19 protein-coding genes are annotated in these 20,450 nt (G+C 68.0%); 8 read left to right on the forward strand and 11 right to left on the reverse strand.

Annotation, left to right across the window (positions count from 1 at the left end; translation table 11 throughout):
• Position 1: 1 nt before the first annotated feature.
• Entirely contained in the window at positions 2-940 is a 939-nt protein-coding gene (locus tag QH196_RS23910) for an alpha/beta fold hydrolase (RefSeq protein WP_280418063.1), read from the reverse strand.
• Positions 941-1,147: 207 nt separating this feature from the next.
• Between QH196_RS23910 and QH196_RS23915 the strand changes: the two genes are divergently transcribed.
• Entirely contained in the window at positions 1,148-1,474 is a 327-nt protein-coding gene (locus QH196_RS23915; protein WP_280418064.1) for a histone-like nucleoid-structuring protein Lsr2, read from the forward strand.
• Positions 1,475-1,756: 282 nt separating this feature from the next.
• On the opposite strand, the gene QH196_RS23920 is transcribed toward QH196_RS23915, so the two are convergent.
• The 3 genes from QH196_RS23920 to QH196_RS23930 all read right to left on the reverse strand — a co-directional run bounded on the left by QH196_RS23920 (position 1,757) and on the right by QH196_RS23930 (position 4,253).
• Positions 1,757-2,617 (reverse strand): SAM-dependent methyltransferase, encoded by an 861-nt coding sequence (locus QH196_RS23920; RefSeq protein WP_280418065.1) that lies wholly within the window; start codon positions 2,615-2,617, stop codon positions 1,757-1,759.
• Positions 2,618-2,845: 228 nt separating this feature from the next.
• Entirely contained in the window at positions 2,846-3,748 is a 903-nt protein-coding gene (locus QH196_RS23925) for an SAM-dependent methyltransferase (RefSeq protein ID WP_280418066.1), read from the reverse strand.
• Between the two features lie 49 nt (positions 3,749-3,797).
• On the reverse strand, positions 3,798-4,253 hold the full coding sequence (locus tag QH196_RS23930; protein WP_280418067.1) for a hypothetical protein: 456 nt from the start codon (positions 4,251-4,253) through the stop codon (positions 3,798-3,800).
• 694 nt (positions 4,254-4,947) lie between these two features.
• On the opposite strand from QH196_RS23930, the gene QH196_RS23935 reads away from it, so the two are divergent.
• The 3 genes from QH196_RS23935 (at position 4,948) to QH196_RS23945 (ending at position 8,032) form a co-directional block, all read left to right on the forward strand.
• Positions 4,948-5,841: a helix-turn-helix domain-containing protein gene (locus tag QH196_RS23935; protein ID WP_062971388.1), complete on the forward strand. Its 894-nt coding sequence runs from the start codon at positions 4,948-4,950 to the stop codon at positions 5,839-5,841.
• 283 nt (positions 5,842-6,124) lie between these two features.
• Positions 6,125-7,483: a M20/M25/M40 family metallo-hydrolase gene (locus QH196_RS23940; protein ID WP_280418068.1), complete on the forward strand. Its 1,359-nt coding sequence runs from the start codon at positions 6,125-6,127 to the stop codon at positions 7,481-7,483.
• A 21-nt stretch (positions 7,484-7,504) separates the two neighbouring features.
• Positions 7,505-8,032: a YbhB/YbcL family Raf kinase inhibitor-like protein gene (locus tag QH196_RS23945; protein ID WP_280418069.1), complete on the forward strand. Its 528-nt coding sequence runs from the start codon at positions 7,505-7,507 to the stop codon at positions 8,030-8,032.
• A 64-nt stretch (positions 8,033-8,096) separates the two neighbouring features.
• On the opposite strand, the gene QH196_RS23950 is transcribed toward QH196_RS23945, so the two are convergent.
• From QH196_RS23950 to QH196_RS23960, 3 genes are all read right to left on the reverse strand, one after another.
• Entirely contained in the window at positions 8,097-9,926 is a 1,830-nt protein-coding gene (locus tag QH196_RS23950) for an AMP-dependent synthetase/ligase (protein WP_280418070.1), read from the reverse strand.
• A gap of 142 nt (positions 9,927-10,068) precedes the next feature.
• On the reverse strand, positions 10,069-10,746 hold the full coding sequence (locus tag QH196_RS23955) for a GTP cyclohydrolase II (RefSeq protein WP_280418071.1): 678 nt from the start codon (positions 10,744-10,746) through the stop codon (positions 10,069-10,071).
• Positions 10,747-10,982: 236 nt separating this feature from the next.
• Positions 10,983-12,497 (reverse strand): carbohydrate kinase family protein, encoded by a 1,515-nt coding sequence (locus tag QH196_RS23960; protein ID WP_280418072.1) that lies wholly within the window; start codon positions 12,495-12,497, stop codon positions 10,983-10,985.
• A 374-nt stretch (positions 12,498-12,871) separates the two neighbouring features.
• Between QH196_RS23960 and QH196_RS23965 the strand changes: the two genes are divergently transcribed.
• Positions 12,872-13,252: a hypothetical protein gene (locus QH196_RS23965; protein WP_280418073.1), complete on the forward strand. Its 381-nt coding sequence runs from the start codon at positions 12,872-12,874 to the stop codon at positions 13,250-13,252.
• A 9-nt stretch (positions 13,253-13,261) separates the two neighbouring features.
• Here the strand turns inward: QH196_RS23965 and QH196_RS23970 are convergent, their stop codons facing one another.
• From QH196_RS23970 to QH196_RS23980, 3 genes are read right to left on the reverse strand one after another with little or no spacing between them, the layout of a single operon-like run.
• Complete coding sequence (locus QH196_RS23970) at positions 13,262-14,338, reverse strand: quinone-dependent dihydroorotate dehydrogenase (protein ID WP_280418131.1); 1,077 nt, start codon at positions 14,336-14,338, stop codon at positions 13,262-13,264.
• 5 nt (positions 14,339-14,343) lie between these two features.
• Entirely contained in the window at positions 14,344-14,610 is a 267-nt protein-coding gene (locus QH196_RS23975; protein WP_033246167.1) for a DUF5703 family protein, read from the reverse strand.
• Positions 14,610-15,602 (reverse strand): YncE family protein, encoded by a 993-nt coding sequence (locus QH196_RS23980; RefSeq protein ID WP_280418074.1) that lies wholly within the window; start codon positions 15,600-15,602, stop codon positions 14,610-14,612. The genes QH196_RS23975 and QH196_RS23980 overlap by 1 nt, the downstream gene beginning before the upstream one ends.
• Positions 15,603-15,795: 193 nt before the next feature.
• Here QH196_RS23980 and QH196_RS23985 point away from each other — a divergent pair, with 193 nt between their 5' ends.
• The 3 genes from QH196_RS23985 to QH196_RS23995 are packed head-to-tail and all read left to right on the forward strand — an operon-like array spanning position 15,796 to position 18,982.
• A complete protein-coding gene (locus tag QH196_RS23985; protein WP_280418075.1) occupies positions 15,796-16,143 on the forward strand; it encodes a hypothetical protein in 348 nt (115 codons plus the stop codon).
• A gap of 19 nt (positions 16,144-16,162) precedes the next feature.
• Positions 16,163-16,717, forward strand: a complete 555-nt coding sequence (locus QH196_RS23990; protein ID WP_280418076.1) for a hypothetical protein — start codon at positions 16,163-16,165, stop codon at positions 16,715-16,717.
• Positions 16,718-16,732: 15 nt separating this feature from the next.
• Positions 16,733-18,982: an MMPL family transporter gene (locus tag QH196_RS23995; RefSeq protein WP_432279548.1), complete on the forward strand. Its 2,250-nt coding sequence runs from the start codon at positions 16,733-16,735 to the stop codon at positions 18,980-18,982.
• A 375-nt stretch (positions 18,983-19,357) separates the two neighbouring features.
• On the opposite strand, the gene QH196_RS24000 is transcribed toward QH196_RS23995, so the two are convergent.
• Positions 19,358-20,332, reverse strand: a complete 975-nt coding sequence (locus tag QH196_RS24000) for a heme ABC transporter ATP-binding protein (protein ID WP_280418078.1) — start codon at positions 20,330-20,332, stop codon at positions 19,358-19,360.
• Positions 20,333-20,450 lie beyond the last annotated feature (118 nt).

A 20,450-nucleotide genomic window follows, 5' to 3' on the forward strand; every position in this document is an offset into this window, starting at 1 on the left:
ATCAGTTCCGCGGCGCGGAGCGGCCGGCGCCGGTGAGGAAATCGCCGATCAGTCCGGCAACCGCATCGGGCTGCTCCAGATGGAGGAAGTGCCCCGTCTCCGGAACCATATCGACGGCCCCGCCCGCCGGGGCCAGGACATCGGCAACGCCGGCCGTGAACGCCGGATGCAATGTCGTATCCGCCGAACCGTGCAGATACAGCATCGGTACCCGAGGAGCCTGATCCCAGAAGCGGTGTGGTCCGGCATACGGTTCCGGAACCTTCCCGGTTACCCGCACGAACGCGCGATAGTAGGACAGCACCGCGGTCCGGTGCGCACCCGCGGGCATGGCATCGAGCGCATGGGCGATATCGCTGGTCGCCGGGTAACCCGGGGACCAGTCCTGCCACAGTCGAGGGACCAGCCGGTCCAGTGCGCGTTCGGCAACCCCGGGCAGCTGGTTGAACAGGATGTACCAGCTGTAGCGCAGCTGACGCAGATACGCCCCCGCCGACCGGAAGGCCGCCGCCCGCCGCGGCCGCATACCGGGCACCGGCGGCACGGCGAGCGAGACCACCTTACGGAACGGGCAATCGGGATCGGCGGCAATCGTATTGGCAGTCAGCGCTCCCCAGTCGTGACCGATCAGCACAGCATCGTCCGGTGCGCCGAACGCCCGATGGATCGCCAGCGCGTCGTAGGCGAGAGCGCCGAGGTGATAGACCCCATCGGCCGGTACCGCCGTCGGGGCATACCCCCGGGTGAAGGGGGCGATCACCCGGAAACCGCGGTCGGCGAGCGCGGGGCCGAGCCGGCGCCAGGTCCAGGCACTATCGGGGAAACCGTGTAGGCACAGCGCGAGCCGCCCGTCCGGCGCACCCCAGGCGAGAGCGGTCATCGCCAGGTGGGGGAGTCCGAACTCCAGGGTCTCGGGTTCGTCCCCGCGGTGTGTGTTCATCCGGCCGATCCTCTCTGGTCTGCCCGTCACCGTAGCCCGCCGGCCCGTATTCCGCCCCGGCGTCGGAGCATTCGCTCTTGGCGGTATGCTCACATCCCCCGGGAGAGGTGACGGTGCCGGTGCTGCGGGCAGGCCCGGATTCCGTGCGGCCGCGGGGTTGTTGATGTCATAGGTGGCAATGTATTCGGGGATCGGAGGAGTAGGCCCATGGCGCGCAAGGTCGTCATCAGCTTGATCGATGACCTCGACGGCGAATCACCCGCAGCCGAAACGGTGGTGTTCGCACTCGAGGGAGTGACGTACGAGATCGACCTGACCGAAGCCAACGCGGGGGAATTGCGCGCAGTCTTCGGAAAATGGACCCCGTTCGCCCGCAAGGCCGGACGTGCCGGGCGGACCAAACGGGAGCGGCCGGGCCGGTCGGCCTCGGCGCGGGTGGTCCGGGAATGGGCCCAGCGCAACGGTCACGAGGTATCGGCACGCGGCCGTATTCCGGCCGGTGTGCTCGCGGCGTTCCATGCCGTGAACGGCTGAGCTTCGTGGCCGGGAACGGCTGAGCGGACTGTGTTTCGATCCCGGTCGTGTTGTGCGACCGGGTTCGCTTCGTATCCTCCGCCGTCATCAGCGGCATGAGTGGCGTATGCGCCGGGGAGGACACTTTTCCCGAACGATCGGAACACGGAACACAGACGTGGCCGCGGAACGGTCTGACCACGGCAACCCGCATGAGAAGGACGACGACCACGCCGGTGTCTCCCTACGCGGCCGCCCGGACGATCACACGCCGCGGCGGTGGAGACCTCGGCGCGCCGGCGCTCAGGGTTTGTAGGCGATCCCGCCGACCATGACCTTCTCCTCCGGGAACCGCTCACGCAGCGGCGGGCCGGCGGGCCACCAATCGTCGAGCTGAACGAGACCGGGCGCAACGAGTTCGAGACCGCCGAAGTATTCGAGGATTTCCTCGCTGGTGCGATACCACCCCGACCCCAGCCCTTTCTCGGTGAAGCGCCGTTCGAGCTCGCGGGCCAGCGCGTGCAGTTCGGGTTCGCGCGGGCCGGGGTCGTGGAAATGGCTTATCGCGAGGTAGGAGCCCGCGGGCAGGAGTTCGACATAGTCGCGCATCATGCCCGCCGGATCGAACTGCTCGTCGATATGGTGCAGCAATCCGCACAGGATGAGCCCGAGGGGCCGGTCCATATCCAGGTATTTGGTGATATCGGAGGCGGCCAGCAGCGTGCCCTCCTCGAGGAGGTCCGCGGAGACGAAATGGGTGTTCTCGTTCTGTTCGAGCAGGACCCGCCCGTGTGCATTGCATACGGGATCGTTGTCCACGTAGACCACTTGGGCTTCGGGGTTGAGCTGCTGCGCGATCTCGTGCGTATTGGCGACCGTGGGCAGTCCGGCGCCGATATCGAGGAATTGGTCGATACCCGAGGTTCCCGCCAGATACCGGACCACGCGATGCAACCAGCGGCGATTCATGATGGAGACATCGCCCTGCCGCGGCGCCACCTCCAGGATCTGCTGGTAGGCGGCCCGGTCGACGTCGTAGTTGTCCTTGCCGCCGAGGCTGTGGTCGTAGACGCGGGCGATACTGGCGCGGGTGGTATCCACCCCGACGGGTTTGCGGGGGCGGACCCGGGAAGCCGGCTCGGCCATATCGACCTCTCTCTGCACAAAATGAACTAGACGAACGAAGTGTGAGTCGGATCACTCAGCGTAGAACGTTGCCGCAAGGTGAGCAATATCGTGAACACCGTGCGCGGCAGCATACTTCGCATCGTTGCGTGGCCGGCTCGGACGCTGCACCGCGGTATGCGGCCGGATGGGATGGAAAAGCATTGTCATACAACCCGATTCGATGAATACGCTACCGCGGCGTGCTCGGCGCCCCCCGGATTCCGGCTACCCGTCTCCGTCGATACTGTGCAGCCGGACCGCGGGAGTGCCCGGTTTGTACCCGACGCCGCCGATGACGACTCGTTCCTCCGGTAGCCGCTGCCGGGTGGGCGGACCCGACGGCCACCAGTCCTCGAGTTCGGTGAACCCCGGCGGTATGAGCTCGAGGCCCTCGAAGTATTCGAGCTGCTGTTCCCGGGTGCGGTACCACCCCGACCCGAGGCCCATTTCGGTGAAGGCACGCTCGAGTTGTTTCGCGAGTGCGTGGAGTTCGGGGTTCTCGTCGGCCGGATCCCAGAAATTGGTGATCGCGACATACGATCCGGCGGGAAGCCGGGAGATGTATTCGCGCATTACTCCCGGCGGGTCGAGTTCGTCGTCGAGATGATGCAGCAGCCCGCACAGGATGATCGCCATCGGCCGGTCCGGATCGAGATACTGCAGAACGTTCTTGTTCTCCAGCAGCGTGCGCTCTTCGAGAACGTCGCCGGAGACGAAATGCGTGTTCTCGTTCTGCTCGAGCAGGACCCGGCCGTGCGCGTTGCACACCGGATCGTTGTCGACGTAGACGACCTTGGCTTCCGGATTCTCCTGCTGTGCGATCTGATGGGTGTTGCCCACCGTCGGCAGGCCGGCGCCGATATCGAGGAACTGGTCGATTCCGGCCGGCCCGGCCAGGTACCTGACGACCCGGTGCAACCAGCGCCGGTTCATCCGGGAGACATCACCCTGCCGCGGGGCGTATTCCAGGATCTGCTCGAAGGCCGCACGGTCGACGTCGTAGTTGTCCTTACCACCGAGGCTGTAGTCGTAGACGCGGGCGATGCTCGGCCGGGTGGTATCCACCCCGACCGGTGCGCGAACCCCCGTCCGAGGAGCCGGTTCGGCCATGAAAACCTCTCTCTGCATTATCGATCCGACAGCGTGATGGTAAGACCGTGCGGCAGCGGGCGTGCGCTCAGGCTCCGTTGCCGCGTTCGAGCACCTTGCCCGGCAGCCAGCCGCCACCCAGATGGGTGACCCGCCACCAGTCGATATCGATGACGACCGCGGTGACGGGGGAGGCGAAGAACGGTTCGACCTGTGGTTCCTTGCGCAGCAACGCCTGGAAGGTCTCATCGCGTTCGCTGTCGTCGCGCAGGGTGACCGTGCCGAGGCCCTGCGCGAACGGATCGGCGATACCGCCCGGCACCACCTTCACGCCCACGTTGGGGTTGGCCCTGAGCTGATCCAGCGTGCGGCCGCGGTTCTCGAGGATCAGGGTGAGGCGGAACAGGTCGTCGTCGAGGTTGGCGAAGAACGCGCTGGTGGCCCAGTTGACACCGTCTTTGGAGGTTGCGAGGTCGATACTGGAATGGGTGAGGACCTCGGTCAGCTTCTTGCGGATCTCGATGGCGGTGACTTCGTCGGACATACGACCCTCCAGATTTTCTCGGTGTGCAAGGTAGTGCTTCGTACTCGAAACGCCGTGGGGGTTACGGCGAATCCGGGCCCGGACGGTTGCGCGCGAGCCTAGCGGTCCGCACCGATGCAGAACAGTCCGGGACCTATCGGTGACGCGACGGGAACCGGCTGCCGCCCAAGGGGTTACAGGTATGCGCGGAGTTGTCCGTGGGATAGCCGGAGGGGGAACCGGCAGGGGACACCGGGCGGATGTGGCCGTCCGGCGGTCACCGCGACCCCGCCCCATGGGCTCACCGGGGGAACCCGCGCCCGGACCGGCCGGTCGGTTGTCGCGATTCGGGCGGGCAGGAGGTAGGCTGGGGACGGCTTCCGTGGTGCCCGCACCCGCTTCCGGTGCCCTCATCGATGTCATCTCCCCAGGGTCTTCGTGGTTGCGAGGCCGGATCGTCGTGTCGTGGGGGAGTTTACGCAAACAATGCCGATACCGCGCGTAAACGTGCGAGAAGCTACGGATATGCGGCGCTGTAGAATTCGAGTCGAGTGGCGCGGCAGTGGGTTGCCGTGTGGATGCCGGGCCCGCCCGGTATGGGCGCGTTACCGATATTCAGTGCCTACTTGAGAGTAGGATCGCCTGCCGACCGGTGCGGTTCGTCGGCGGCGGGCGCCGTACGATGCAGCACAGCACGAACTGGCCAGAGGCGATCATGACTAACGAGCAGGACGATTCCGATCTCCCGGATAAGGCAGAAGCCGATCGCGGGCCCACCGTATTGCGTATATCGCTCGGTAGCCGGCTGCGGCAGCTGCGGGAGGCGTGCGGTATCAGCCGCGAGGACGCGGGGGAGCATATCCGCGGGTCGCACGCCAAGATCAGCCGCCTCGAATTGGGCCGTACCCGGTTCCGGGAACGTGATCTGCTGGACCTGCTGAAGCTCTACGGTGTCGACGATCCGGAGAAGCTCTCCGTCTACCTGGAGTTGATGAAGAAGGCCAACGATCCGGGCTGGTGGCAACCCTTCAACGATCTGCTGCCGCCGTGGTTCGAAACCTATATCGGCCTCGAACAGGCCGCGACCACGATCCGCACCTACGAGGCGCAGTTCGTTCCCGGCCTGCTGCAGACCGAAGCGTATGCGCGCTCGGTGATCAAACTGTTCAACGAGGAGGACACCGAACGCCGGGTGGGCGTGCGGATGCGCCGCCAGGAGATCCTCAGCCGCGCCTCGGCTCCGACGCTGTGGGCCGTGGTGGACGAGAACGCACTGCGCCGCCCGGTCGGCGGTTATGCGGTGCTGCGCGGCCAGATCGAACATCTGATCGCCGTATCCGATCGGCCGAACGTGAAGATCCAGGTCCTGCCCTACGAGGTGGGCGGGCATCCCGCCGCGGGCGGTTCGTTCAGCATCCTGCGCTTCCCGGAGCCCGAGCTGCCGGACATGGTCTATATGGAACAGCTGACCACCTCGCACTACCTCGAGAAGAAGCACGAGGTAGAGGTGTATATGACGGTGATGAACAAGCTCAGCGTCATCGCACCCACCCCGGGGGAGAGTCGCGATCATCTGCGCCGGGTGCTCGGCGAACTGCCGGACAAGTAGGCGCACGCCGCGTGCCGGCTGGCGGCGGGGGAGTCGACCTCGGTGGCGGAAGGCCTGAAGGCGTTGGACCGCAGGGTTTCCAAGAGCTGTGCGCCCGCCACGCGTTCCCGTGTGTGGGTAACCCGCTCCGCAACCTCATCAGCATGCCCGAAGCGCAAAAATGTCTATACGTAGATATGCGCATCTAACCATGAATGCCAACCGTCTTCAGGCTGCCGCCATGCGCAACCCACCGCGCAACACCAAAAGGAATCAAGGACGCGGTTGATGGTAGGAAGGGTGCGTGGCCGCGACAGGTGATAACTCTGGCTCCGCTCGTTCCCGTGCCGTATCGGAGGTGGTGGATCTGGTCAGTTCGCTGATCCGTTTCGACACCTCGAATACCGGCGACCCGGCGACCACCAAAGGCGAACGCGAGTGCGCCGAGTGGGTCGCCCGGCAGTTGGAAGACGCCGGTTACACCACGGAGTACGTGGAATCCGGCCTGCCGGGCCGGGGAAATGTTTTCGCGCGGCTGCCGGGCGCCGATTCGAGCCGCGGCGCGCTGCTGCTGCACGGGCATCTCGATGTGGTGCCGGCCGAGGCGGCCGATTGGAGTGTGCACCCTTTCTCGGGTGCGGTACAGGACGGGTACGTCTGGGGCCGTGGCGCCATCGATATGAAGGATATGGTCGGGATGATGCTGGCGGTGGCCCGCCAGTTCAAGATCGAGGGCACCGTGCCGCCCCGCGACCTGGTGTTCGCCTTCCTGGCCGACGAGGAGAACGGCGGTAAATGGGGGTCGCAGTGGCTGGTGCAGAACCGGCCGGATCTCTTCACCGGAATCACCGAGGCAGTGGGGGAGGTCGGCGGTTTCTCGCTGACCGTGCCCCGGCCCGACGGTGGTGAACGGCGGCTCTATCTGGTGGAGACCGCGGAAAAGGGTCTGGGCTGGATGCGGTTGCGGGCGAAGGCCCGCGCCGGGCACGGGTCGTTCCTGCACGAGGACAATGCGGTGACCATTCTGGCGGCCGCGGTGGCCCGGCTGGGGACACATACCTTCCCGCTCGTTCTGTCCGATTCGGTGGCCGAGTTCCTCGCGGCGGTATCGGAGGAGACCGGTCTCGCGTTCGATCCGGGCAGTAAGGATATCGAGGGCACGCTGGCGAAGCTGGGTTCGATATCCCGGATCATCGGTGCCACCCTGCGTGATACGGCGAACCCGACCATGCTGAACGCCGGGTACAAGGCGAATGTGATCCCGCAGACCGCGGAAGCGGTGGTGGACTGCCGGGTGGTGCCGGGCCGGCTGGCCGAGTTCGAACGCGAGGTGGACGAGCTGATCGGCCCGGACGTGGAACGCGAATGGGTCACCAAACTCGATTCCTACGAAACAACTTTCGACGGCCATCTGGTGGACGCGATGAACGAGGCGATCCTGGCGCACGATCCGCACGGGCGTACGGTGCCGTACATGCTGTCCGGCGGTACCGATGCGAAGGCGTTCGCGGATCTGGGGATCCGGTGTTTCGGATTCGCGCCGCTGCGGTTGCCGCCGGAACTGGATTTCGCGGCGCTGTTCCACGGCGTCGACGAACGGGTGCCGGTCGATGCGCTCGAATTCGGCACCGATGTCCTGGAACACTTTCTGTTGCACAGCTGATCCGATTCGAGAGAGGTTTCCATGACCTACAACCCCTATGACGCTTTGCCCTCGGTGCCGTCGTTCACCGTGACCTCCGCCGATGTGTCCGATGGTGCGACGCTCGGAAACAACCAGGTCAGCGGTGTGTTCGGGGCCGGCGGTAAAGATGTGTCCCCGCAGCTGAGCTGGTCGGGTTTCCCGGCGGAGACGAAGAGCTTCGCGGTGACGGTGTACGACCCGGACGCACCGACCGCTTCCGGTTTCTGGCACTGGGCGGTGGCGGAGATCCCCGCGTCGGTCACCGAACTGCCGTCCGGCGCGGGCAGTGAGGGCGGCACGCTGCCCGCGGGCGCGGTGATGCTGCGCAACGACGGCGGTTTCGCCGGGTACGTGGGCGCCGCCCCGCCGGCCGGGCACGGCCCGCATCGGTACTTCATCGTGGTGCACGCGGTGGATGTCGAATCGCTGGGTATACCGCCGGAAGCCACCCCGGCCTTCCTCGGGTTCAACCTGTTCTCGCATACGCTGGCACGGGCGACGCTGGTGGGTACCTACGAACAGAAGTGAATCGTGAACAGCACTGTGGCCCCGGCACATCCGGGGCCACAGTGCTGTCGGAGTACGGTTCGGCTCAGCCCCGTACGTCGATCACGGTGCCGGGGATCTCCTCGGCGTAGAGCGCGGTGATCTGCTCGGCGTATTTCTCGGCGATCGGCGCCCGTTTGAGCGACATCTTCGGGGTGAGTTCGTCGCCGCCGGGTTCCCATACGGTATCGACGATGGTGAACCGTTTGATCTGTTCGACCCGGGACAGTTTCGCATTCCCGGCCTGGATCGCGGCGCGCACGTCGTCGACGATGCGGGGGTGCCGGGCGAGGGTGGCGATATCGGCGTCGGTGGCGTCGATTTCCTTCGCGCGGATGGCGGCCATATCGGGATCGAGCACGATGAGCGCGGTGATATAGGGTTTGGCGTCGCCCAGCGCCACCGCCTGCCCGACGAGCGAGGAGGCGGCCTTGACGGCGTTCTCGATATTGCTCGGGGCGATATTCTTTCCGCCTTCGTTGATGATGAGTTCCTTTTTGCGGTCGATGATCCGCAGATAGCCGTCGGTATCGAGCGTCCCGACGTCACCGGTGTGCAACCAGCCCTCGGCGTCGAGCGCCTCGGCGGTTTTCTCGGGCATGGCGCGGTAACCGTGGGTGATGATCGCGCCGCGGACGAGTACCTCACCGTCGTCGGCCAGCCGTAGTTCGAGCCCGTCGACGGCGCGGCCGACGGACCCCGGCCGGGGTTTGTCGAGTTCGGTATAGGTGGCGACACCGCTGGTTTCCGACATCCCCCACACCTCGGAGACGCAGAAACCGAGCCCCAGGAAGAATTCGAGGGTTTCCGGCGGGATCGGTGCCGCACCGGAGGAGGCGACACGGAGTTCATCCAGGCCGAGCGCCGCCCGCACTTTGGACAGCAGCAGCTTCTCGGCGATGCCGTGCTGGATTTTCAGTAGCGGTCCGCGACCGGTACCGGCCAGATCGGCTTTGGCGGCCGCGATACCGGTGGCGACGGCCCAATCGGCGATGGCTTTCTTCGCCCCGGTTTCGGCGGCCAGTTTGGCCTCGACACCGCCTTTGATCTTCTGCCAGACACGGGGGACACCGAAGAAGACGGTCGGCCGGGCGTCGGGGAGGGCGGCGGCGATTTCCCGCGGATCGGGAACGGTGGTGATCTGGATTCCCGTGACCAGGTTGATCGCATGCCCGGAGATCCGGTCCGCGACATGGGCGGCGGGCAGGTAGGACAGTGCGCGGTCCTCGATACCGACGTCGAGCGGGCCGCTGGTGAGGGCGAGGATCTGGGCCAGCACATTGCTGTGGGTGAGTTCGACGCCCTTGGAGGGCCCGGTGGTGCCGGAGGTGTAGATGAGGGTGGCGAGATCGCCGGGTTCCACGGCCTGCCAGGCGGCGTCGAAATCGAACTCAGGGTCGGGATTCGCCTCGAGGTCGGCGAGTGTGGTCGCGCCTTCGGCCGGCCCGTCGACGACGATGAGGTGGTCGATCGGCACCCCGGCGGCCCGGATGGTGCCGAGGAACTGCTGCTCGGTGACCACTATTTTGTTTCCGGCGTTTCCGAAGACATGCGCGATCTGCTCGGGTGAGCAGGTGTTGTAGACGGAGAACGGGGTGGCGCCCACGTGCAGGGCGGCGGTGTCGAGGAGGTTGAACTCCGGCCGGTTGGTGAGCATGATGCCCACCGTGTCGCCGCGGGTGAGGCCGAGGGCGACCAGGCCCGCGGCGAGGGCGCGGACACGGTGCCCGTAGTCACGCCAGGTGATCTCCTGGGTGCCGCCGACGGTGCGCAGGGCGATCGCGTCGGGGCGGAGGGTGAGGGTTTGCTGGAAGGCCGCGGGCACTGTGCGGGCAGTGACGCCGGTGCGGTGGGTGTAGGCGATATCTGTGGTCATGGGTCCGTTCCCGAGGTGCTGGGGTTCCGGAACACTCACCGTGGTTACCGCCGGAGCCCGGAGGAGCGGCCGGCGACCGGTGAGTGACGCGGATCACTAATGGTAGCCGGGGAACGGTGCTGGTGGGGGCGTTCTGTCTGGGTCAGCGAAAGGCGGCGATCTGCCGGCCGCCCGGGCGCTCCGTAGCGGGTGCCGGGACCGGTCCGGATTCGCTTGCCGGAATCCAGTGCCCGCGATGACGGCGTTTGGCTTCCAGGTAGGCAGCCGCCCGCTCGCTGAGCGGCGGTGTGCACAGCGGCTCGATCATGACTTCGATACCGGCCGCGCGGACAGCCTCGACCTTTTCCGGGTTGTTGGTGAGCAGCCGGACCCGGGTGAGCCCGAGCCTGCGCACACTGTCCGCGGCGTGCGCATAGCCGCGCGCATCTTCGGGAAAGCCGAGGCTGCGGTACGCGGCGAAGGTATCGGCGCCGGTGCGTTCGGCCACCCCGTAGCCCTGCGCCTTCGCGATGAGCCCGAGGCCACGCCCCTCCTGTTCGAGATAGACGAGTACACCGTGGCCGGCTTCCTGGATGAGGTCGAGGGAGAGGCGGAGCTCCGGTCCGCAATCGCAGTCCTGGGAGTCCAGCGCTTCACCGTAGAGGCAGCGGGAGTGAATCCGCACGAGGCAACCGTCGGTGGGCCGGCCGAACACCAGTACATGACCGAGCTGGGGCTCGCCGTCGACCACGGGTAACACCTGCAGCGGGGATTCGTGGCCGTTGCGGGTGAACCGGTGCTCGGTGGTGGCGACGGCGGAGGGCTCCGCGGCTGCGGTCAAGGTCGATACTCCTTCGATGATGTGTCGGTACCGCAAAGTATGGATGGGGCCGGGCTACCGCAGCGCTCGGCCCGCCGATCGGGGACTTCGTTCCCGTGCGATGGCGGGCCGGTAGGAGACTTTACGCCTGCCTGCACCAATACGCACTTTGCGCGCGGCGGGTCGGTGAGGCCCGGTGGACGGGCCGGGAACTCGCGGAGCGGGCACCGGTCAGTACCTTTCGGACCGGGCACCGGTCAGTGCCGTTCGGCGGTGAGCCGGATGATGCGGTCCACCTCGTCGGCGGTGGGCATGGCGCCGGGCACGTCCCCGGCGAACGACTGGGTCGCCACCATGGCGGCGGTCGCCCAGGTGTAGTCCTGTTCGTCGGCCACCCGGCGCATCGGCCCGCCCTCGCCGTCGGCGACCGCGGGGCGTGACAGCAGGCGGTACACCAGTGCGGCGGAGAAGGCGCCGCGCGAACCCGGTACGTCGGTGAGTGCCGCGGCCTGGAAGCGCGGGATATCGAGGGCAAGCCCGTCGGCGCGGACGGTGCAGCCGAAATCCTCGACGACGCAGACGACGCGGGTGCCCAGCATCTGGAGTTGCCGGGCGATATGGGCCCCGGACTGGGCGGGTATCTCGGGAACCATACTGTCGAGCTCCTGGGTGGACCCGATCAGGTAGTCGACGGTGGACAGGTAGCGGTACAGCACCTGGGGGGTTTCGACATAGGCAGCGGTGAGCAGCAGGGTGGGCCGTTTCGGAAGGTTCTGCAGCGTCGTCAGGACTCGTTCTATCACCGGTAGCGGCGGTTCGAGGGTGATCAGGACGGCGTCGGTTTCGGTGAGCGCGGCCGCGACTGCCGGTCCGGTGAGTTCGGCCGTGCTGAGCCGGATGCGATCGTCCTCGCAGAAGATGGTGCCCGCGATACCCGTTTTACCGACGATGAGTGCGGTGATGGGAGTGGCGGCGTCGGGAACGACCCTGACCAGCGACGTATCGACCTTCTCGGAACGGAGATAGTCGAGGATCCGGCGCCCGGCCTCGTCGTCGCCGACCGCGCTGATCAGCCGCACGTCGATACCGAGACGGGCAGCCGCGACCGCGCGATCGAGTCCTTTACCGCCCGGGTTGTCGCTGAACCGGCCGCGCGCGAACCCGCGCGCATCGGGGATTGCGTCGACCCGGTAGATGTGGTCGATCACGGCGTCGCCGACGACAGTGAGCGTGCCGATCCGGCCGGGGGCGCCGTGACGGGTGGCGCCGAGAGGGGACCGGGCGTCGGTATAGACGTTCCCGGTCACCAACAGCGCGGCGAGTGCGGTGAAGGCCCGCCGTTCGGGGGTCGCGCGCAGGGAGCGCACGGTGGGCGCGGGCGGAATGGCCTCGGCGTCGGCGATCTCGTGTAACCGGCTCCAGTGTGCCGAGAGGTATTTGCGGCGGTCGCCGAGGTCCTGTGAGTAGAGGTCGTCGGGGTCGATTCCGGCGGTCTCGGTTTCGCGCAGCAGGCCCAGGGACAGTTCGGCGTCGGTGATGACGCGGTGGGTGGGCGGGAGGCGGCGGGCGTGTTCGCGGACGACGGGCAGGACGGCCGCGGTGCGGGTGATGCCGTGGGTGGCGGCGTATCGCCGGATGACCGGGAGATCGAGCAGGGGAGTGGTATCGATTTCGGTGGTGGCCAGGCGATCGGGGCTCAGACCGGAGCGTTTGCAGAGCCGGGTCAGGATATTGCGGATCGCGACGATTGCGGTGTCGTCGGTCGGGGACATACCGCGCGCCTTTCTTGTCTTTCGCCGTCGCCGAGGGGTTTCGACCCGGTCACAGATGGCAATAACCATAGTGCAGGACGGCGTTTGACATATGGATTGACCCGCAGAACAGTCAAATGACACACTGGACGTAGCGTTTCCCTCGATCAGAGGTACGGGAGGGCCTGGTGATGACAATGACGACAGCCCGGTTCCGCGGACACCGTTATCCAGCAGCATGCCGATGCGTCGCCTGCACCGGGACGGACTCGGAGGCCCCCTCCGCGACGGCACGCTGAGCGCGCCCGGCGGTCCGCCCCTTATCCGACGGCAGCGATGCCGTGCCGGCTGTGGTTCCGGCCCGGTATCGGTGCCGAGCCCCTGAGGAGGCAGCTGTGAGCATCCATATCACCGACTGGCTGATGACCAGCGGTATCTCCCTCGAATTCGCCGAGCGCGTGCAGACCCGTCACGGATCGTCGTGGCTGCTGAGCTGGTTGCCCGGCCGGGCCCTGACATTCGAACAGGCCTACGCGGCAATGGAACTCGACGAAATCCTGTCCGACCCCGAGCTGGTCTACGACGACACAGCACTGGCCTGGGCCCGGCATCAGGCGGAGCTGCTCGGGCTGGTGTTCGACCAGGTCGTGGTCCTGCTCGCCACTCGCGTCGAAGCCAGGCTGGCGGAGGCGCGGATCATGCAGGACGCACCGGTGACCCTGCCCACCGGGTATCGCGGCGATCCCGGCGCAATCCGCAGCGGTTCGGCCGCCTGACCTGCCCGGTCAGCGTTTCGCGGTGTGGCCGGCGCCCACGGCGTCGGCCAGGCTGCGATAGCCGCCGGCGCGGAGCCGCTCGGCGATTCCGCGGTGTATCCGCCCCGTCCACAACGGCCCGCCGTAGATGAAACCGGTGTACCCCTGGAGCAGCGAAGCGCCCGCCAGGATCCGTTCCCAGGCCTGGTCGGGGGTTTCGATACCGCCCACCGAAATCAGCACGAGCTGCCCGCCGACGCGGGTGTACAGCCGGCGCAGGACCTCCAGCGAGCGGTCGGCCACCGGCGGACCGGACAGCCCACCGGCACCGATGGCGTCGACCGCGGCGGGATCGCTGCGCAGGCCGGCGCGCCCGATCGTGGTGTTGGTCGCGACGATTCCGGCCAGTCCGAGTTCCACGGCCAGATCGGCCACCGCGTCGACATCCTCGTCGGACAGATCCGGTGCGATCTTCACCAGGACCGGCACCCGCACACTCTCGAGTACCGCCGCCAGGACGGGGCGCAGCGATTCGACCGCCTGCAGGTCCCGCAGACCGGGAGTGTTGGGGGAACTGACATTGACGACCACGAAATCGGCATGCGGTCCCAGGAGCCGTGCGCTGGTGGCGTAATCGCCGGCGGCGTGCTCGGCGTCCACGACCTTGGTTTTGCCGATATTGGCGCCGATGGGTACCGACGGCACCCGGCCGTGCAGCCGGGCGGCCGCGGCGGCCGCGCCGTGGTTGTTGAAACCCATCCGGTTGATCAGGGCACGGTCGGCGGGCAGCCGGAACAAGCGGGGTTGCGGATTACCCGGCTGGGCGGAAGCGGTGACGGTGCCGACCTCGGCGAACCCGAAGCCGAGCGCGCCCCAGGCGTTCGCCCCGGTGGCGTCCTTGTCGAAACCGGCGGCCAGTCCGAGCGGCGCCGGGAAATCGACCCCGAACACGCGGGTGCGCAGGATCGGATCGGGCACGGCGAAGAGGCGGTGCAGCAGGGCGCGGGCAGGTGCGAACGCGGTGGCCGCGCGGATCACCCCGAAGACGAGGCGATGGATCCGTTCCGGCGGCACCAGGAACATCAGGCGGAGCAGTAATCGGTACAGCACGCTCATAGCTCCGTGGTATGCCCCGCCGGGCTGGTGAGCGCGGTCTTGCGGCGGCGCAGCAGAACGCGGCGGCTGCCGTCGGTGTAGGCGCGGACCCGGGACAGTTCCCAGCCGCCGAATTCGGCCTGGATGGCCAGCCGCATCGATGCGGTCACGCGCGTGACGTCCGGGGGGAGCCGCAGGGGGATGTACTCGTAGTCGTCGCCGGTGGTCTCCCATCCGGTGGGGAGTTTTGCCCGCGTCGCCGCGCCACGGTGAGTGGATGCCATCACTGCCCTCTCTCGCGCTGGTCCGCGGATATCCGTTGCAGACCCGGTTCGGTGGCCGAGCCGATGTAGAGGTCGCCGGTATCGGCGTCGACGGTTACCGCGTTCGGCTGCCGGACGGTGGGGTAGCGGCCCACCTCCCGCGGTGCTCCCGTCGACAGGTCGTAGCCGACGATCTCGTTGCTCTGCGTGCACGTCACCCATACGGTGTCGGAACCGCGGTCGTAGGCGAGTGCGTAAGGCGACGATCCTACCGGGTAGCGCTGCCGGAGGACGAGCGGTTCGGTGGTGAACACCAGCAACTGGCCGCTGTCGGGGTCGGTGACGACGACCCGGTTGTCCGGGGCTTCGATCACATTCGCCGCGCCGATTCCGGCGCGTAGCGCCAGGCCCAGGTTCTCGTAGCCGGGTTCGATCTCGGTGAGCAGGGTCTGGCGGCGGTCGAGGACGGCGAGAGTGTCGCCGGTGAGCGCGATCCGGTCGGCGGAGGCCAGCCCGGTGACGGTCTGCTCGACCTTGCCCGTGCCGTCCAGGACGAGGACGCGGCCGTCGGCGGTCCCGGCGATCAGGGTGCCGTCCGGGCGGGCGCGCACAGTCTGCAGATCGCCGTCGACCGCCACCTCGGTGACCGTGCGGTCGGCGGCGTCGATCCGCAGGATCACCCCGTCGCCCGCGGCGAGGAATTCGCCCGGGGTACCGGCGGTGAGATCGCGGGCCGGGGTGGGCAGCCGTACCTCGTGGCCGGTGGGCGGTGTGGTCGCGGGATCGAGCACCACCAGGCCGGTGCCCGCCGGATCGAGGCCGGCGAGGAAACCGCTGCCCGGATCGGCGGTGAGGGTGGTGAGGGGAGTGGGGGCCGGGTACACGTCCCCGGCCGGGTCGGCGGCCACCGGTGGCGATACCGCCGGGGTCGCCGGGTCGCGGGTGGGTGAATCGCCCGCCCCGGAATCGGAATCACCGGAGCAACCCGCCAGCAGGGCGGCGGCGAGCAGCACGACGACGACGGTACCGCGGGGTTGCCGGTGTCGCGCTCGTCTCGCTGTGTCCGGAAACGACCGATACTGCATGGGATTATCTGATCACGACCGGGTGGTCACCGGTACCGGCGGGGTGTGGGGTGTCGGCGGCCGGTCGAATGCGGGGCGGGTTACCGTACGGATCAGACGGTGCGGAGTTCAGGAGTCGACGATGCACGAGGTGCCGGGGTTTTCCGCCGAAGAAGTGACGACGGGCCCGTTCGCGCACGGGTTCGGCCGTACCGGGGACGGGCGGACGTTCGCGTTCCGTACGGTCCGGGCGACCCTGCAGGTGGAGATCTACCGTCCGGACCTGGATTCGGAGGTGCCGGGGCCGGACGATGTGGTGGCCGTGGCCGAAGCCCGGGTGAGCGATATCGATCTCGACGATGCGCGCAGTGTGGTCGCGTTGGTGCGGGATCTGCTGCCGCGGGCGACTTCCCCGCCGGGGGGTCGTAATGTTCCGACGGTACGGGCCCTACTGGCGCGTATCGGCTCGGTGATCGAAGGCAGGCAGTGAGAGTGGTATGCAGGACGTGATGCGGTACACAGCTGTTTCCCGGCCGATGCGCGCGGTGCGTGCGGGCGGCGCCGTGACGGTTGCGGCCGCGGTGGTGCTGCTGGCCGGCTGCGGAACCGGTGTGGACGAGGATTCGGTGGCGGCGGCCCGATCGTCGGCGAAGGCGGCGTTGTCGTCCTCGGCGGCGGCGACCTCGAAGGAACTGGCATCGCGTGCCCTGCCCACCGCGGCGGAGCTGGACGCCCAGATCAAGCGGGCCTTGGATCCGGCGCTGCCCGATTCGGAGCGTACGAAACTGATCGAGGACGGGGACGCGTTCCGGGACGCGATTCCGGATATGTACAAGGCGTTGCAGGACAACCCGCGGGCCGTATACGGGGTCACCGATCCGGTGTTCGACAACCACGACGGCACCGTGACGGCGACCTTGCGGCTGGACAAGGACGGCTCGGGTACGGCGGTCCGCACGACGGTGGTGCATTTCATCTATCTGGACGGTGCGTGGAAGCTGTCGCGGACCGATCTGTGCGGGATCCTGCGGTCGGCGGACTACCGCACTCCGGCCTGCGGTTAGTAGCGGGCCGGCGCAATGTTGACGGCGGGGACTCGACGGTGGGGTCGTTTCGTGTACCGGCATCGGGTCGCGGTGCTGGTGATATCGCTGTTCGTGGTCGCGCTGTCCGGGCTCTACGGCCGGGATCTGGCGGATCGGCTCACTCAGGAGGGCTGGTTCGACGAATCCAGTGAATCGGTGGCGGCCTCGAAACTGGCCGATGCCACGTTCGGCCGCGATACCGACAGCGACGTGATCGCCCTGTACACGGCGCCACCAGGGAAGACGGTGGACGATCCGCAGGTGCGGGCGGCGGTGACCGCACAGCTGGCCGGTTTGTTGCACGACCATCCGGACCGGGTGCTGCGTATCGACAGCTATTGGGACAGCGCCCTGTCGGGACAGTTCGCCGACGATTCCCGGACGTACGCGTTCGCGAGTATCGGGCTGCACGGGGAGGGATCGGCGACCGTCGACAACTATCTGGCGATCGCCGGCGACCTGGGTGCCGACGCTCCCGGTGCGGGCCCGGCCGGGACGACCGTGGAGCTGGCCGGGTTGCAGCCGGTGGTGGAGGGCATCAACACCGGGATGCAGGATGATATCCGGCGCGCGGAGATGATCGCGCTCCCGCTGGTGGCGCTGCTGCTGTATTTCGTTTTCGGCGGCGTGGTGGCGGCACTGCTGCCGGTGCTCGTCGGCGGTATGACGATCCTGGGCACCCAGGGCATCATGCGGTTGCTCTCCGGCCATATCGACGTGAATGTGTTCGCCGGCGCGGTGGTGACCCTGGTGAGTCTGGGGCTGGCCATCGACTACGGCCTGTTCACGGTGACCCGGTTCCGGGAAGAGCTGGCCGCGGGCGGCGTCGGTGAGCCGGGCCCGGAGGCGGCGGCGAAGCGCAACCACGGAGAGCCCTCGCCCACGCCCGATAGAGACAGCGCTGTGGAGGACGCGGTCGCGCGGACGGTCGCAACGGCGGGCCGCACGGTGGTGTTCTCGGCGGCGATCATCGCGGTGAGCCTGGGGGCGCTGTTCATCTACCCGAACGGTGTGCTTCGATCGGTGCCCTACGGCGGGATCAGTTCGGTGCTGCTGGCCGCGGTGCTGTCGGTGACCGCGCTTCCGGCCATGCTGGCGATCGTGGGGCGCCGTATCGATCTGTGGCAGTGGCGGCGGTTCGCCCGCGCCAGTACCGAGGCCGAAATCGATCGCGGGATCTTCTCCCGGCTGGCGGTGCGGGCAATGGCGCGGCCGTGGGCGGTGATCGTGCCGGTGGTGCTGGGTCTGCTGCTGCTGATGGTGCCGTTCCGGCATATCGAATTCGGTGGATTGAGCGAGAAATACCTGGGTCAGGACAATTCCGCGCGGGTGGCGCAGGAGAAATTCGACGCGCTGTTCCCCGGCTTCCGCACCGAACCGCTGCGGCTGGTGGTGACGGGCGCGGATGCGGCGCAGCTGAGCGATATCCGCCTCCAGGCGAATATGACACCCGGTCTGACGGGCCCGTTCGAACCGGCGGCACCCACCAAGGACGGGATCAATGTCCTGGAAGCCGGTCTGGTGGACGAACGGGCCGCCGATACCGCGATCGCGGTGTTGCGCGGTATCGAGGAACCGGACGGTGTGCGGGTGATGGTGGCCGGGGTACCGGCGCTGGAACGCGACAGTATCCACGGGTTGCTGGAGGGGTTGCCGCTGCTGGCGCTGCTGCTGGTGGCGGCCGCGCTGGCCTTGATGTACGCGGCGTTCCGGTCGCTGATCCTCGCGGTGAAGGCGGTCGCGATGTCAGCGCTGAGTCTCGGTGCCACCCTCGGCGTCCTCACCTGGATCTTCGTGGAGGGCCACGGCGCGCAACTGTTCGATTTCACACCCGGGCCGCTGATGTTCGCGGTCCTGGTGCTGATCGTGACCGTGGTGTTCGGGCTGTCCACCGACTACGAGGTGTTCCTGCTGTCCCGGGTCGCCGAGGCGCGCGCGAACGGCGCCGACCCGCCCGAATCGATCCGGTACGGTATCGCGCACACCGGTGGGGTGATCACCTCGGCGGCGGCGATCCTGATCGTGGTGAGCGGTGCGTTCGGTTTCTCGGAACTGGTGATGATGAAATACATCGCCTACGGCATGATCGCCGCGCTTATCCTGGACGCCACGGTGATCCGGATGCTGCTCACCCCGGCAGTGCTGAAACTGATCTGGCGACCGAAATCTCCCGTCCCCGCAGCCGGTGTCGTGGCGGAGCCGGAAAACGCGGTCTCCGGGGCGCAGACCGCCGAGAAGGCGTAGCCAACCGGTCCTCGGGGGCGCCCGGTGTCCGAAATCGGTATCTGTGCCGGCCACGGCCCCTCGCGTCGAAGTGATCGACGGTCGCCACCGGGTCGGCGGCCCCGGGGCGAATGGATTGCTGGGGCATGACCGGTACCGGTGCCTGGGGCGGTGTTGTGAAACATGCCGAAGGCGCGGTAGTTCCGATGGACGACGTGGGCGCCCGATCGCATCCTCGGGTGCGCTGAGGAAGCCGGCTCACCGCCGTCTCGATCGCTGCCCGCCGCCGCAGCCCCCGAGTTCGACGCCGAATCCGACCCGCGCCGGTGCGGGGTCTGTTGATCGCAGTACTCCGAGTGCCGGCCGGGGCCGGGGCGTGGACTGTGAGCCGAGAGATCAACTGCGTGCCGGTCGGGCCGGCAGGACCAGTTGTGCGCCGGTGTCCGGATGGTCGAGGACCTCGATCGGATAGCGGTAGACACGGCTCAGCAGTTCCCCGGTGAGGACCTCGCGCGGCGTACCGGTGGCGGCGAGACGCCCGTTGTCGAGGACGGCGACGCGGTCGGCGTAGGCGGCGGCGGAGGCCAGGTCGTGGAGGACCACGACCACTGCGGCACCGGCGGCGGCCCGGTCGGCGGCCAGGGTCAGCACCGCCTCCTGATGGCCGAGGTCGAGGGCCGCGGTGGGCTCGTCGAGTAGCAGGGTGGCGGTGTCCTGGGCCAGCACCCGGGCCAGCGCGACCCGGGCTCGTTCACCGCCGGAGAGGCTCGGGAACGACCGCCCGGCCAGATGCGCACTGTCGGTCGCGGCCATGGCGCCGGTGATCACCGCGTCGTCCCGGTCGGCGTGGGATGTGCGCTGCCAGGGGGCGCGGCCCATGGCGATCACCTCGGCCGCGGTGAACGGAAACCCGACGGTGTGGGATTGCGGGAGGACGGCGCGGCGGCGGGCCATATCTATCGGGGTCCAGTGATCGAGTGCCCGGCCGTCGAGTTCGACGTCGCCCTGCCCCGGGACGAGTTCCCCGGCCAGGACGGCGAGCAGCGTCGATTTCCCGGCGCCGTTCGGCCCGACCAGCGCGAGTACCTGCCCGGCGGTGACGTCCAGGTCGACGTCGTCGAGGACGCGACGGGTGCCGCCCCCACCACCGTGCCGGTCCAGGGTGACGCCGCGGGCGCGCAGGGTGACGGTGCCCGGTTCGGTGGGCGCGGGCAGCCGGTGCGCTCGCTGCAGCAGTCCGGTGACGCGACGACGCAGCGGAATCCGCGCGGCAGCCCGGCCGAGCCCATCGGCCATATGGGGGAGCGCCGGCCGGGAGTGGCGCCCCGCGTGCTCCGTACCCGGTGCGCTCGTGCCGTGCTGAGGGGCCATGGCCGGGGATCCTCCGTGGTGATGGCGCGCCGCGGTCGCCGCTTCCCGTGCACCCTGTTCATGCGGGATGGCTGAACGCCCGCCGCCGTTACAGTGCGCTGCCGCCTCCTGCCTCGGC

It is taken from the genome of Nocardia carnea (genome assembly GCF_029868325.1).
Taxonomy (GTDB): domain Bacteria; phylum Actinomycetota; class Actinomycetes; order Mycobacteriales; family Mycobacteriaceae; genus Nocardia; species Nocardia carnea_C.

Coding starts and splice junctions, on each gene's coding strand:
- QH196_RS23915 (WP_280418064.1), top strand. CDS start 1,148: ATGGCGCGCAAGGTCGTCATCAGCTTGATCGATGACCTCGACGGCGAA.
- QH196_RS23985 (WP_280418075.1), top strand. CDS start 15,796: ATGCACGAGGTGCCGGGGTTTTCCGCCGAAGAAGTGACGACGGGCCCG.
- QH196_RS23995 (WP_432279548.1), top strand. CDS start 16,733: ATGTTGACGGCGGGGACTCGACGGTGGGGTCGTTTCGTGTACCGGCAT.
- QH196_RS23910 (WP_280418063.1), bottom strand. CDS start 940: ATGAACACACACCGCGGGGACGAACCCGAGACCCTGGAGTTCGGACTC.
- QH196_RS23960 (WP_280418072.1), bottom strand. CDS start 12,497: ATGTCCCCGACCGACGACACCGCAATCGTCGCGATCCGCAATATCCTG.
- QH196_RS23930 (WP_280418067.1), bottom strand. CDS start 4,253: ATGTCCGACGAAGTCACCGCCATCGAGATCCGCAAGAAGCTGACCGAG.
- QH196_RS23925 (WP_280418066.1), bottom strand. CDS start 3,748: ATGCAGAGAGAGGTTTTCATGGCCGAACCGGCTCCTCGGACGGGGGTT.
- QH196_RS23975 (WP_033246167.1), bottom strand. CDS start 14,610: ATGGCATCCACTCACCGTGGCGCGGCGACGCGGGCAAAACTCCCCACC.
- QH196_RS23935 (WP_062971388.1), top strand. CDS start 4,948: ATGACTAACGAGCAGGACGATTCCGATCTCCCGGATAAGGCAGAAGCC.
- QH196_RS23990 (WP_280418076.1), top strand. CDS start 16,163: ATGCGGTACACAGCTGTTTCCCGGCCGATGCGCGCGGTGCGTGCGGGC.
- QH196_RS23950 (WP_280418070.1), bottom strand. CDS start 9,926: ATGACCACAGATATCGCCTACACCCACCGCACCGGCGTCACTGCCCGC.
- QH196_RS24000 (WP_280418078.1), bottom strand. CDS start 20,332: ATGGCCCCTCAGCACGGCACGAGCGCACCGGGTACGGAGCACGCGGGG.
- QH196_RS23945 (WP_280418069.1), top strand. CDS start 7,505: ATGACCTACAACCCCTATGACGCTTTGCCCTCGGTGCCGTCGTTCACC.